Consider the following 13678-nt stretch of genomic DNA (forward strand, 5'->3'; position numbering starts at 1 on the left):
CCCGCGTTCCTGGGTGAACGCGGTTTTTTTGTATGCGATTAACCATTATATAGACAGATGCATAACAATATATGAAATCAACGATGTAAAAGGTGGGGAGGGAACAAGGATGAAAACCGGCGCTCGTTGCAAAGCTGTGGTGGCTGCTGCACTGCTCGGATTGCTGCTGCTCAGCGGGTGCGCACCCAAAGGGGAGCAGATGATTGAGATCAGACTGGGCGAGGTAGCCCGCACGGTCTTTTATGCGCCGCAGTATGTAGCCTTGAGCCAGGGGATGTTTGCTCAGGAGGGACTGGATGTCCAATTGGCGACCATTCCCGGTGGTGATAAGGCGATGACGGCGTTGCTGTCCAATCAGGCGGATATTGCACTGATCGGCGCGGAAACATCCATTTATGTGTATCAGCAAGGGGCAGAGGACCCCGTTATTAATTTTGCCCAACTGACACAGAAGGACGGAACGTTTCTGTTTGCTCGTCAAACGCAGGACAACTTTGACTGGGAAAAGCTGAAAAAGCAAAATTTTCTGGGTCAACGCAAGGGCGGAATGCCACAAATGTCACTGGAATTTAGCTTGCGCAAGCACGGCATTGATCCTCATCAGGATCTGAAGCTGATTCAAAATATTGATTTTGCCAACGTGGCCTCTGCATTCGGCTCCGGGACAGGGGATTATGTACAGTTGTTTGAGCCACAGGCATCTATTTTTGAAAAGGCAGGCCGTGGACGGGTAGTAGCCTCTATCGGTGTGGAGAGCGGCGAGCTGCCATATACGGTATATATGGCAAAACAAAGCTATTTGAACACGAATGCTGCGACCGCGCAAAAATTTACAAACGCTGTATACCAGGCCCAGCACTGGATTGCTACACATTCACCTGAACAAATTGCCGAGGCGATTACGCCTTATTTCAAGGATACAGATTTGGCGATTCTGACGAGCAGCATCGAGCGCTACAAGGAACAAGGCACCTATGCTTTGAACCCGATTATTGAGGAAAAGGAATGGCAGAATTTACAGGATATCATGGCCTCGGCGGGAGAGCTGAAAAGTCCCGTTGCACTGGATAAGCTGGTGAATACGAGCTTTGCACAGCAGGCAATCTCGGCAGATTCTGCCGGAAACAGCGACTCGTCTGCGAAAGCGAGCAAGACCGAAGCCACGGGTGCAGGTACAGACACCGGAGGTCCACCATGATCGAGGATCGAGGCGGTAATCCTTCGGATATATCGGTCCCAATGGTAAGACTTGCGCAAGTGACGCATGTGTATGTAACGGATCGGGAAGCTTCGCTGGCGGTTGAGAATATTGATTTTTCCGTGTCGCCAGGTGAATTCGTCAGCTTGGTCGGCCCGAGTGGTTGTGGCAAAACGACGATTCTGTCCATGATCGCCGGGCTGCTACGTCCAGCAGCGGGCCAGGTGATGCTGCAAGGACGACCAGTAAGCGGCCCAAGCCCGGAGGTCGGCTATATGCTGCAACAGGACTATCTGTTCCCTTGGCGGACGATTATGGATAACGCCTTGCTGGGTCTGGAGCTGGGCAAAAGGGTAGATGAGGCTTCGCGCGAGCGGACACGGCTGCTGCTGAAGAGCATGGGCCTGGGAGGGAAGGAGCATCTGCATCCGTCCCAGCTGTCTGGAGGCATGCGCCAGCGTGTGGCGCTGGTGAGGACGCTGGCGACCAATCCGGGACTGCTTCTGCTGGATGAGCCGTTCTCTGCGCTGGATTATCAGACCAAGCTGCAACTGGAAGACCTGATTGCCGAAACATTGCGTGAACGGGGGAAGACGGCTATTTTGGTTACACACGATTTGGCCGAGGCGATTGCGGTCAGCGACCGGATTATTGTGCTGGGCCGTAATCCTGGCCATATTCGGCGTACCTTCGACATTCCAGAATCCATTCGTGAAGCTCAACCTTTTTATGCACGTGATCAGCCGGGCTTTAATGAGCTTTTTCATGAAATATGGGGTGAACTGGAGGCTTCGGGAGTAAAGGAGTGAGTTAGACCATGAGGGATGAAGCGGATCGGCTTGAGCAACGCTGGATTCAAGTGCTGCATCAGGAGTATCGGCGTGGCAGGCGTTCGCAGCGGCGATTGGTGACAGGCGTACAGACAGCTATTTTATTGCTTTTATTTGTACTATGGGAAATTGCGGGCCGGATGAAGTGGATTGATGTACTATTATTCAGCTACCCGAGCAAAATATTCACTCAGATTGGCAAGGATGCGGTCAGTGGTGAGCTATGGGGGCATGTCGGTGTTACAGTCGGAGAGACGATGGCAGGTTTTTTACTCGGAACGCTGTTAGGCACACTGCTGGCTGTACTTATTTGGTGGTCGCCGTTTTTGTCGAAGGTGCTGGACCCCTATATGGTCGTGTTCAACAGTATGCCCAAGGTGGCACTGGGTCCGATTTTTATCGTTATGTTCGGGGCGGGCTTTACGGCTATCCTTATGACGACTCTCTCCATTATAGTCATCATTACGACGCTGGTCGTGTACAACAGCTTTCAGGAAGTTGACTCGAATCTGATCAAGGTGGTGCGTACGTTTGGAGGATCGCGGCGTGATACGTTCCAAAAGGTGATTTTGCCTGCATCCTTCCCCGCAATTGTCTCTACGCTGAAAGTCAATGTCGGTATGGCATGGATTGGTGTGATTGTCGGTGAATTTCTGGTGGCCAAAAACGGGTTGGGCTATTTGATTATTTATGGTTTTCAGGTATTCAATTTTACGCTGGTGATGTCCAGTCTGCTGATCATTGCCATCGTAGCTACACTGATGTATCAGGCGGTTGTGTATGTGGAGCATCGTCTGTTGTCCGGTCGTCCTCATCGGTAAAAATAAAATTTCTGAACATTTGTGTAAAACGTGAAAATAAAGTACCATGAAAATGAAATTATTTAAAATTTATGAAAACGAGCATTTTGCATAAATCCAAAAGAGCGATTTAAATCTGCAATCTATAGAGTGGAACGGTTTCGTTCATCTATGATATTGTTCTTTTGAGTGTCGGGAATCGAATGATGCAAAATGCTGACACAGATTTCACCTAGAGAGGACAGAGTTTTTTCATGGGCTTTCGTACAATTAAAACGGCTATTGCCGCATTAATGGCCGTACTCATTGCGGATGGTTTTGGCATTCATGGAGCTACCTCGGCAGGACTTTTGGCTATTTTGGGGGTGGATGTCACACGCAAGAGAAGCCTCCGTACCATTTCAGCGAGATTTTTTGCGTCCGTTGTGGGGCTTCTTTTTGCTTGTATTTTGTTTGTTGTTTTCGGATTCCATGATTGGGTTCTGGCATTATATATTTTGACGGCGTTCCCGGTCATTGTTCGTGTAGGCTTCAAGGAAGGGATCGTCACGGGATCGGTTGTCGTTTTCCGTGTATTTAGCGGCGGTGTAATTGATATGGAGGTGCTGCTGACCCAGCTGGCTCTGCTTGTTATTGGACTCGGCTCCGCCATGATCGTCAATTTGGCCTATATGCCACGTTCCGATAATACGATGCAGCAAATTCGGCACGAGGTTGATCGGACGTTTTCCGTCATATTCAGAAACATAGCCAATACGCTGCGTAGTCCAGCATACATATGGGATGGCAAGGAAGTTATCGAAGCGAACAGCATCATCGTCAGGGGGGTAACCGAAGCGGGGCGTTCATTGGAAAATCAGATGCTCCGTCCCCAAGAGGGCTGGAATGTGTATTTTTATATGCGCAGGGAGCAGCTGGATTCGATTCAGAACATGATGCAACTGATCGCACAAATGTATCAGCATATGCCGCAGGCCAAGCTTCTGGCCGAGCTGTTCGACCAGCTTAGCCATGACGTTTTGGCCGGGCATTATACGGGGCAGACTGAGAAGCTGCTGGAACAGGTTCGTGAGGAATTTAAAGAAATGGAGCTTCCCGCAACACGGGAGGAGTTCGAGATTCGTTCGGCACTCTTGCAGCTTACGCATGAGCTGTACCAGTATTTGAAAATCGCCAAAAAGGACAAGGCCCCTACTCCGGTGAAAAATTAGAGTAAAGGCCTTGAGCGGCTGCTGTCTAGTGATGGACAGTGGCCTTTTCTTGTTCAATAACGGCAGAGGCCGTAGCAGGCAGGGAACGTTTGCGCCGAATACGTCCTGTGATCCATAGGGCAATGCTGATCAGTCCGGGATAGAGCATGGCCCACCCGACAAAGGGAAAAACGACCGCTGTTGAGATGAATGACACTGAGCTGATCGCGACACCCCAGCGACTGCCCCGTAGAAGCTTAATTCCCGCCGCACAGCCGCCGAGATAGGTCAGAATGAAGGTGGCGTTCGGGAACTGGATGAGGTTGGTGAGTGAAACGGCGCCACTACTGTACAGAGACATAATGATCACGAAGCAAACGGCAAGAAAAGCGATGCCCCCGACAGGTGTATGGAAACGTCGGGATAATTTGCCCATCCAGCCAAAGGCGTGTCCTTGTCGGGATAAAGCATACGCGACCCGTGAAGCGGCACCAACATAAGCAATAATCGTTGCAGTACAAATAAAGATTCCCGTCAAGCCCGCGATGACTGCGCCCCATGGACCGATAGCTCGGCTGATCACCCATACAAGGGAAGCATCTGAACCTCCCGCAAGGTAGCTTTGTGTCCCAATCGTAGCCAATGCAGTCAGGAAATACAGCAGCCCAACGAGGATAGCTGCAATGGTTACACCTTTAACAGCTGCCCGCTGGGGATTGGTGAATTCCTCTGACATATGGGATACGGCCTCCCAGCCGATGAAGCACCAGAACAGAATCGCGGCTGCCTGACCGACAGGGAGCCAGCCATGAGGAACGAAGGGGATGAAGTGTATGGTTTTCATCTGGGGAAGTGCTGCGGCAATGGCGAAAATAAGGACAGCTACAGTAGCAATGACGACAGCCACCTGAATGCGTCCAGCCACCTTCATGCCGATCCAGTTGATCCCCAGCCCCACAGCCAGCATGGCAGCGGCTAGCATAATGCGGCTTTCCTCTCCCCAGCCCATGGCAGCGGTCATATAGCCAGCTCCGGTGAGTGCGGCAACAGGTGCTCCGATCGGAACGGACATGAGAAAAAACCATCCAATATATGAACCGGCACGTGGTGAAAAGGCCAGCGTGACAAAATGTGATACCCCTCCTGCATTCGGAAATTTAGCGGACAGAAGGCCCATGGACAGTGCCATTGGCAAGATGAGCAGGGTCATAAAGCCCCATGCCAGCAGTGATGCCGGTCCCGCCATTTGGGCGGCAAGACCGGGTACAATCAATATGCCCGAACCCAGCACAGCTCCGATGTAGAGCGCAATGGCCTGTGGAAGACCAATAGTGGATTGTAGCTTGTGTTCATTTGTCATGCAGAAAATCCTTCTTTCTCTTGTCATTTCCATCAGCTTATCAGATAATCAATCTATCGGAAAAACGGAATATAATGATAGATTGCATCGAAAAAAACGATGGAAGGGGTAGACTATGGAATCTCGGCATTTATTTACGTTTTTAAATGTGGTTGAAGCCGGCAGTTTTACACGAGCGGCGCGTATACTGGATTATGCACAGTCGAGTATCACGGCTCAAATCCAGACGCTGGAAACCGAGCTGGGGACGCCGCTGTTTGACCGTATTGGCAAGAAAATCATGCTGACGGACGCCGGACGGCGTCTGCTGCCCTATGCGCAGGAAATTTCCAAGATGCATGCGATGGCCAAGGATGCGCTTTGTTCAGAATCGGAGCTGACGGGCACGCTGAAAATTGGAGCACCGGAGTCGCTGGCTGCTTTTCGGTTGCCAGGCCTGATTCGTGAGTATAGGGAGAAGTATTCGAAGGTTAAAATCGTGCTTAAACCCGGTGAATGCTGGGAATTGCGCGATATGGTTCGCTCCGGCGAGCTGGATTTGGCTTTTTTGCTTCAGCCTGAGACGGAGGACAGGGAGCTGCAGGTGACTACGCTCATCCATGAGCCGATGGCACTGGTCGCGCCGCTTCAGCATCCGCTGGCTGCATATACAAGGGTAGAGCCTCGCGATTTAAAGGATGAAACCATTTTGCATACGGAGTCTGGCTGTACGTACCGTATTCTGTTTGAGCAGTATTTGAACAGACACGGTATTTTTGCGGACCCGAGTCTGGAGTTTTGGAGCATTGAAGCCATCAAGCAGTGTGTTATGGCAGGCTTGGGTGTTGCACTGCTCCCGCTCGTTACGGTGCAAAATGAGCTGCGTGAAGGGAAAATGACACGTTTGGCGTGGGATGACAGTGAGCAACAGGTGGCTACTCAGGTCACTTATCATACGAAAAAATGGAAATCCCCGGCTCTCAGCGAATTTTTACAGATTGTAGAGCAGCATGTAGCACATTGGCGTGCATGAGTTCAAGCCATTGCGGCATAAGCTTATACAAATAATATTTTTTCCTTTTCGCCTATTCACTCAACATTCGCCCACAACCTGCATACATATGTATGGAATGATTGATTGTATGGAGGAGGTTCAAGAATGGCATTGAGTCATAAAAATCGTAGAGAGATTATTACTAAAGCGATCTGTGGAAAAGGTCGCAGATTCTCTACCGTAACCCATACCGTAACTCCGCCCAATAATCCAACCAGCATTTTGGGGGCATGGATTATTAACCACCAGTATGAAGCTGTGGCGGCCGGGGACGGCATTGAGGTCGTCGGGACGTATGACATCAATATTTGGTACTCATACGATAAAAACTCGCAGACCGATGTGGCTAAGGAAACGGTATCGTACGTGGAACATGTGCCGCTTTCGTATCTTGATCCGAAGCATCGGGCATCTACAGTGGAAGTATCCGCCGAAGCTACACAGGAGCCGAGCTGCGTTGAGGCCAGTGTATCTTCCGGGGGCGGCAGCGTAATGATCCGGGTCGAGCGGGAATTTGCGGTGGAGCTGGTGGCGGAAACGAAAATTGTTGTGGAAGTATTCCCGAATGGCAGCAGTGATGATTTTGCCAAGGATTTTGATTTTGGAGCGGAAGAAGGGGACTATGAGGAGCTCGACCCCGACCTCATTGACGACGAGCTCTGACGGAGGGTAACAAAAAGAGGGCCGCTTTACTCTTTGCGCCGGCTGATTCTGCGCAGGGGCAAAGGCCCTCCTTTTTGTTGTTATGCAGACATAATCCATACGTAATCTGTAGGGAGGGAAGCATGATGCAGCAGCCGGGACAGGCGCTCAGACGCTTTAGACAGATGCCGAATGATGAAAAAAAGCGTAGGCTGGAGCGTTCGGGTATATCGGTTCGTTGGATGGATGGCAGCACAGCGGATTTTGCGATAGGCTATGCAGTGCAAATCCATCAATTGCAGGTGCTGGAGATTCGAAGACGTACCATTCCAAGGCGTTTCCATGAAGGCCGTTCTGAGATCCGCGCATATAATCCGTCTGCGCTGGATCGTAATTCACAGCTATATATCCGGATGGAGCGGCTGGCAGTGCGTACGCTGTACACACTCGGCTTGGACAGTGGTGAGGTAGTGCTGACGCTGCTGGGGGAGCGCAGCTGTCAGGTGCGTGATGTTGCAGCACAGCCATGGCTGAACGACAGACGCTTGGATGCGCTTTATGAAGCTGCAGCGCGTGAAGAAGAGGCTCAGGAGGAGGACTTTCTAGCGGAACGCGAGAGAAATCAACTGCTGATCGGCATGGACCCTGAATTTTTGCTGGTTCGGATGCCCGAGGGGCGGATTGTTCCAGCCTCAAGGTATTTGAGCCGCGTTGGCGTAGCAGGCTGCGATGCCGTATCGCGCCGAGGACGGACGCTATATCCAGTGGCTGAACTACGTCCTGCACCGAGTGGTGATCCGGCCCTTCTGCTGAAGCATTTGCGTCAAGCCTTTGCAACAGCAGCCCGGCGCATTGCCGACCGAACGCTCATCTGGCAGGCAGGCGGAATGCCACAACCGGGCTTTCCGCTGGGCGGACATCTACATTTCAGCGGGGTGCCGCTAAACGGGGCGCTGCTGCGGACGCTGGACAATTATTTGGCGCTGCCTTTAGCGCTGCTGGAAGACAAGCGTGCGGCTCGGCGCAGACCACATTATGGCAATTTGGGAGACTTTCGCCGTCAGTCGTACGGAGGCTTTGAATATCGAACCCTGCCTAGCTTTCTGGTCTCGCCCCAACTAGCAAAAGGCGTGATTGGAATGGCTTTTCTTATCGCGTCTCAATACCCTCGTTTGCAGCGTAGACCGCTGGGTGAGGAGGAGGCTCACCGAGCCTTTTATGAAGGAAACCAGATTTTACTTAAGAAGTATATGGAGCCTCTTATTCCCGATATCGTTTCACTAGAGGTATATTCGCAATATGAAGCTTACATCGGACCTTTGCTGGATAGCCTCCACAAGGGGAAGCAGTGGGATGAGTCGCGTGATCTGCGTCCATTTTGGAAACTTTCGTAAAATCAGCCGGCGACGACCGGGATGCTTTCATGTTATCGACTGTCATTTTTGTTATAATGATAGGTAATGCAAGTTTTAACGGAAAAGTGTGGGGGTTAGCAAACGATGTCCAATTATACACCGATGATTCAGCAATATCTATCTATAAAAGAGCAGGCCAAAGACGCATTTTTGTTTTTCCGCCTGGGAGATTTTTATGAGATGTTTTTTGACGATGCCATTCTTGCATCCAAAGAGCTGGAAATTACACTTACAGGCCGTGAGGGTGGCACCACGGAAAAAATTCCGATGTGCGGCGTGCCTTACCATTCGGCGGAAAATTACATACAGCGCCTTATTGAGAAGGGCTATAAGGTAGCCATCTGTGAACAAATGGAGGAAGCCTCAGCTACGAAGGGGATGGTGCGGCGTGATATTGTCCGCGTTGTGACTCCGGGTACGGTCATGGAAGGCAAGGTGCTGGGCGACAAGTCCAACAACTACATGGTCTGTGTTACAGAGACGGACGGAATGCTGGCATTGGCGGCGTGCGACTTGTCGACAGGTGAGCTGTATGTGACCTCGGTACCGGATTCGAAAGAATGGCTGCTGGATGAAATTAATATTTATGAGCCATCCGAAATGCTGGGGGACGGTCATCTGCTCGATTTTGTGACATCCCGTCTGTCGCCTGTTGGGCGGCGTGTTGTCTATACGGCCTGGGACAAGTCCAAGGATGATCTTGTGCGGGATCAATTTGGCGAAGCTGCGTGGGCAAGGCTTACAGAAGAACGCAGACAGTGCATATCCCGTCTGATTGCTTATTTGAATGAAACGCAAAAAAGATCGCTCGGCCAATTGACCCAAATCTCGGTGTATGAGCCGAATCACTTTATGATTCTGGACCCGTTTACCCGTCGGAATCTGGAACTGGTAGAGACGGTTCGTGAGCGCTCCAAGAAAGGCTCGCTGCTGTGGCTGCTGGATCGGACAGAGACATCGATGGGAGCGCGTCTGCTGCGCCGCTGGATCGACAAGCCGCTGCTGAACAGCCATATGATCGAGGAGCGGCTGGAGGCGGTAGACAAGCTATACCATCAGTTCATTTTCCGTGAAGATGTGCGTGCTCAGCTCAAAGAGATTTACGATCTGGAACGCCTGGTTGGGCGTATTGCCTTTGGTAGCGCTAATGCACGCGATCTGATCGCTCTTAAGCTGTCGCTGGCCCGGGTTCCGGCTTTGCGCGAGCTGTGCGCCGAATCGCCTTCACAGACGCTGAGACGGATTGCGCAAACGCTGGATAGCTGTACAGATTTGTGCGCGTTGATCGAGGAAGCAGTGGCAGATGAGCCGCCCATCTCCGTAAGGGACGGGGGGCTCATTAAGGAAGGCTACCATCAGCGTCTGGATGAACTGCGGGAGGCGAGTGTGAACGGTAAGCGCTGGATCGCCGAGCTGGAGGCCAAGGAACGTGCTGCAACAGGCATACGGTCGCTCAAAATCGGATACAACAAAGTGTTTGGTTATTATATCGAGGTGACCAAATCCAATTTGAGCTCATTACCGGAAGGGCGGTATGAACGCAAACAGACGCTGGCGAATGCGGAACGGTATATTACACCAGAGTTGAAGGAAAAGGAATCCTTGATTTTGGAAGCCGAAGATAAAATGGTCGATCTGGAGTACACGCTTTTCTCCGAGCTTCGCAGTAAGCTGAACGTGGAAATTCCCCGTCTGCAAAAGCTGGCAGAGCAGGTGGCTGAAATTGACGTATATCAGTCCATGGCATCCGTGAGCGCGGAGCGCGGCTTTGTGAAGCCTGAACTGACAACGGGGTACGATTTTGTGATTGAGCAGGGACGGCATCCCGTTGTGGAGGCTGTAATGAAGGATGGCAGTTTTATCGCCAATGGCACCGCATTGGAGGAAGCGGATGCGCATATTTTACTGATCACCGGTCCAAATATGGCTGGTAAAAGTACGTATATGCGTCAGGTCGCACTCATTGCCATTATGGCGCAAATAGGTTGCTTCGTCCCGGCTGCACGTGCTAAAGTACCGATGCTGGACCGCATTTTTACACGTATTGGCGCAGCGGATGATCTCATCGGCGGGCAGAGTACGTTTATGGTGGAAATGGCTGATATCCAAGTGATGACGGACAAGGCAACGCCACGAAGCCTGATCATTATCGATGAACTGGGACGCGGTACGTCCACAAGTGAGGGGATGGCAATTGCACAGGCGGTTATCGAATTTGTCCATGATATAATCGGCTGTAAAGCGCTGGTGTCTACGCATTTCCATGAGCTGGCTCATTTGGAGCAAAGTCTGCCTTCGCTGCGGAACTACTCGATGGCGGTACAAGAAAGCGGCGACAAGGTGAACTTCCTGCGTAAACTCATACAGGGAGCAGCTAGCAGCAGCTATGGTATTTATTGTGCCCGGCTGGCAGGTTTGCCAAGTAACATTATTGAGCGTGCAAATGGGCTATTACATGGCTTTGAACAAGCGGCAGCCCAAGTAACGGCAGGCACTGAGACCGTAGCAGGAGCGACGGAAGAAACAGCTCATCGTACACGCTCAGGGACAGGGGCGGTTTCTTCTATGAACAGGGAGAACCGGGACAATTCAGCCCAGACGTTGCGAGAACAGGGAGCAGTTGCCTCACAAGCCCAGTTTTTATCGCAGCAAGCCACCCTTGTAAAAGAGGAAACTGTGCAGGCTGGGGAAGATTCCAGCGGGTTAGAGCAGGGAGCAACCGGAGTGGTACAACTGTCTATTTTCGGAGAGCAGGAGCTTGCTCCCGTTAAGTCGCAGTCAGAGACGGCTGAGGCTAATCCGGTTATACGTCAAATTTTGCGCAAGGTGAAAAATGCGGATGTCATGAACATGACTCCCTTGCAGGCGATGCAGCTGTTAAATGAATTAAAAAACAAGGCCAACGGCCTGTAGTACAAATAAATGACATGATTTATTTCTTGTTTTTCATCACACTTTGAGGTCAGGAGGAGGTTCAAAGGATGTCTAAAATTCGGGTGCTGGATGAGCATATTGCGAACCAGATTGCTGCCGGCGAGGTCGTGGAACGTCCGTCCTCCGTCGTGAAGGAACTGGTGGAAAATGCGATTGATGCGGGCGGTACGCGTGTGGACGTATCTGTTGAAGAAGGCGGGCTGCAAAGTATCCGGGTTACGGATAACGGCAGCGGCATTGAGCCTGAGGACGTGGAAACGGCCTTCTATCGCCATGCGACCAGTAAAATCGGACATGGTCGCGATCTGTTCCAGATTACGAGTCTGGGCTTTCGGGGTGAGGCTCTTCCAAGTATCGCCGCTGTATCGAAAGTGGAGCTGCTTACAGCAGCTGGAGATGACGGACGTGCGCGTAAATTGATCATTGAGGGCGGTAAGCTGATGCTTCACGAGGATGCGGCCGCCCGGCAAGGCACGGATTTTACCGTTCGGGAGCTGTTTTATAATACGCCAGCACGGCTGAAATATATGAAAACGATCCAGACGGAGCTGGGGCACATTTCGGATGTGCTGTACCGGATGGCGCTTTCACACCCGGAAGTTGCCTTTACCTTGCGGCATAACGGCAATACATTGCTGCAAACGCTGGGCAATGGTGATTTGCTGCAGGTGATTGCCGCGATTTATGGAACTTCTGCGGCGAAGTCCATGCTGCCGCTGGAAGGAGAGAGCCTCGATTACCGCATTAGCGGCTTTGTCAGTCGACCGGAGTGGACCAGATCGAATCGGAATGCGATTTCAACCGTAGTGAATGGTCGCTTTGTGCGCAGCTACGGGCTCAATCAGGCGCTGCTTAAGGCATATCATACGTTGCTGCCGATCAATCGTTTTCCGCTGGCAGTGATCCAGTTGGAGATGCATCCTTCATTGGTGGATGTTAACGTTCATCCCGCCAAGCTGGAAGTGAGATTTAGCAAGGAAGCCGAACTGTTTCAGTTGGTTGAGGATTCGATAAAAGCTGTTTTGGGGCAGCAGGTGCTGATTCCGAAGGCCGTCAAGCGCGAAATCGGCGGCAAGGATAGTGGCTCGTTCGTACAGGAGCAGTTCCACTTCTCAAAGGGACATGGTACTGGACATGTTACTGGATATGGTACGGGAAATAATGCAGAAGATGCTGCTTCTTCCGGCGAGGAACGGGGGCAGGCAGAGCCGCTTTCAGGGGCCTCGCTAAAGGAACAGGACCCGCGCCAGTCCATTCGCGGGAATGACGAGAACCGTAGGGTTAGCCCGGAGCGTGAGCAACGTCCGCACAGGGAGGGCGTTCCTGCTATTGATCGGGCAAGCGCCCTTATGGGGACTAGTGTCAGCGATGAGGAGCTGAATGCAGATTTTGTGGGTGAAAACAATGGAAGCGGGAATATCAGTGCCATGCCGCTACCTGATGGGACTGCTGTGCATTCGCCTGGTGGACAAAAGCTGCAAGGGAATGAAGCTGTAGTGGACACAACTTCCGTTTACAGCGGGGCTGTTCAGGAAACGGCCGCTTCTGCCACTTATCGCTCTTCTGTGACTCCGAGTGCAGGAAATGTTGCGGACTCGCGCTATTTCGCTGGCGAGAAGCCGCGTCAGCCACGTCTGAATGCCGAGCAGCTGGCAGCGGTATCTGGTGAAGCTCCCGAGCTGCCCGCTTTTCCTGAATTGAATTTGATCGGTCAGCATCACGGAACTTATCTGATTGCGCAGAACGATCAGGGCTTGTATTTAATTGATCAGCATGCTGCGCATGAGCGGGTCAATTACGAATTTTATTATGAAAAATTCGGCAATCCCGAGTCAGTATCGCAGGAGCTACTCCTGCCGATTACACTGGATTTTACGCCTTCCGAGACAGAAAAGCTGAAAACGAGGCTACACTGGTTTGAACAGGCGGGAGTGTATTTGGAGCATTTTGGTGGTCAAACCTTCCGTGTCAGCTCTTATCCATATTGGCTTCCCAAAGGGGAAGAAGCGGATGTCATTGAGGAAATGGCCGGATGGGTACTGGAGGAAAAAGCCATTGATCTTGCCAAGCTGCGCGAGGCAGCCTCGATTATGTGCTCCTGTAGAGCTTCGATTAAAGCCAATCAGAAGCTGACCGATCGACAGGCTGTCGTCCTGCTAGAGCGTTTGGCAGCGTGCAAACAACCGTACACTTGCCCCCATGGGCGTCCTATCGTCGTTTCCTTTTCCACTTATGATTTGGAGAAGTTGTTTAAAAGAGTAATGTAAGGGAGTATA

10 protein-coding genes are annotated in these 13678 nt (G+C 51.4%); 9 read left to right on the plus strand and 1 reads right to left on the minus strand.

All coding sequences use genetic code 11. The features are described from left to right. The first annotated feature begins 109 nt into the window (after positions 1-109). The 4 genes from KQI_RS0106265 to KQI_RS0106280 all read left to right on the plus strand — a co-directional run bounded on the left by KQI_RS0106265 (position 110) and on the right by KQI_RS0106280 (position 4039). Positions 110-1198: an ABC transporter substrate-binding protein gene (locus KQI_RS0106265; RefSeq protein ID WP_010345898.1), complete on the plus strand. Its 1089-nt coding sequence runs from the start codon at positions 110-112 to the stop codon at positions 1196-1198. Continuing rightward, entirely contained in the window at positions 1195-2007 is an 813-nt protein-coding gene (locus tag KQI_RS0106270) for an ABC transporter ATP-binding protein (RefSeq protein ID WP_010345899.1), read from the plus strand. Before KQI_RS0106265 ends, KQI_RS0106270 begins: the two co-directional genes overlap by 4 nt. Before the next feature lie 8 nt (positions 2008-2015). Next, positions 2016-2849, plus strand: a complete 834-nt coding sequence (locus tag KQI_RS0106275; protein ID WP_010345900.1) for an ABC transporter permease — start codon at positions 2016-2018, stop codon at positions 2847-2849. Positions 2850-3082: 233 nt separating this feature from the next. Next, entirely contained in the window at positions 3083-4039 is a 957-nt protein-coding gene (locus KQI_RS0106280) for an aromatic acid exporter family protein (RefSeq protein ID WP_010345901.1), read from the plus strand. Positions 4040-4064: 25 nt separating this feature from the next. Here the strand turns inward: KQI_RS0106280 and KQI_RS0106285 are convergent, their stop codons facing one another. After that, a complete protein-coding gene (locus KQI_RS0106285; RefSeq protein ID WP_010345902.1) occupies positions 4065-5378 on the minus strand; it encodes an amino acid permease in 1314 nt (437 codons plus the stop codon). Between the two features lie 115 nt (positions 5379-5493). Between KQI_RS0106285 and KQI_RS0106290 the strand changes: the two genes are divergently transcribed. The 5 genes from KQI_RS0106290 (at position 5494) to mutL (ending at position 13669) form a co-directional block, all read left to right on the plus strand. Beyond that, positions 5494-6390 (plus strand): LysR family transcriptional regulator, encoded by an 897-nt coding sequence (locus tag KQI_RS0106290; protein WP_010345903.1) that lies wholly within the window; start codon positions 5494-5496, stop codon positions 6388-6390. 126 nt (positions 6391-6516) lie between these two features. Then, positions 6517-7074 (plus strand): outer spore coat protein CotE, encoded by a 558-nt coding sequence (locus KQI_RS0106295; protein WP_010345904.1) that lies wholly within the window; start codon positions 6517-6519, stop codon positions 7072-7074. Between the two features lie 122 nt (positions 7075-7196). Further along, positions 7197-8447, plus strand: a complete 1251-nt coding sequence (locus tag KQI_RS0106300; RefSeq protein ID WP_029390042.1) for a putative amidoligase domain-containing protein — start codon at positions 7197-7199, stop codon at positions 8445-8447. A 105-nt stretch (positions 8448-8552) separates the two neighbouring features. Beyond that, positions 8553-11381: a DNA mismatch repair protein MutS gene (mutS, locus tag KQI_RS0106305; RefSeq protein WP_010345906.1), complete on the plus strand. Its 2829-nt coding sequence runs from the start codon at positions 8553-8555 to the stop codon at positions 11379-11381. 68 nt (positions 11382-11449) lie between these two features. Further along, positions 11450-13669: a DNA mismatch repair endonuclease MutL gene (mutL, locus tag KQI_RS0106310; protein WP_010345907.1), complete on the plus strand. Its 2220-nt coding sequence runs from the start codon at positions 11450-11452 to the stop codon at positions 13667-13669. The last annotated feature ends 9 nt before the right edge of the window (positions 13670-13678 follow it).

It is taken from the genome of Paenibacillus peoriae KCTC 3763 (genome assembly GCF_000236805.1).
In the GTDB taxonomy this organism is placed as follows: Bacteria; Bacillota; Bacilli; order Paenibacillales; family Paenibacillaceae; genus Paenibacillus; species Paenibacillus peoriae.

Coding starts and splice junctions, on each gene's coding strand:
- KQI_RS0106270 (WP_010345899.1), top strand. CDS start 1,195: ATGATCGAGGATCGAGGCGGTAATCCTTCGGATATATCGGTCCCAATG.
- KQI_RS0106265 (WP_010345898.1), top strand. CDS start 110: ATGAAAACCGGCGCTCGTTGCAAAGCTGTGGTGGCTGCTGCACTGCTC.
- KQI_RS0106295 (WP_010345904.1), top strand. CDS start 6,517: ATGGCATTGAGTCATAAAAATCGTAGAGAGATTATTACTAAAGCGATC.
- KQI_RS0106280 (WP_010345901.1), top strand. CDS start 3,083: ATGGGCTTTCGTACAATTAAAACGGCTATTGCCGCATTAATGGCCGTA.
- KQI_RS0106275 (WP_010345900.1), top strand. CDS start 2,016: ATGAGGGATGAAGCGGATCGGCTTGAGCAACGCTGGATTCAAGTGCTG.
- KQI_RS0106300 (WP_029390042.1), top strand. CDS start 7,197: ATGATGCAGCAGCCGGGACAGGCGCTCAGACGCTTTAGACAGATGCCG.
- mutL (WP_010345907.1), top strand. CDS start 11,450: ATGTCTAAAATTCGGGTGCTGGATGAGCATATTGCGAACCAGATTGCT.
- KQI_RS0106285 (WP_010345902.1), bottom strand. CDS start 5,378: ATGACAAATGAACACAAGCTACAATCCACTATTGGTCTTCCACAGGCC.
- KQI_RS0106290 (WP_010345903.1), top strand. CDS start 5,494: ATGGAATCTCGGCATTTATTTACGTTTTTAAATGTGGTTGAAGCCGGC.
- mutS (WP_010345906.1), top strand. CDS start 8,553: ATGTCCAATTATACACCGATGATTCAGCAATATCTATCTATAAAAGAG.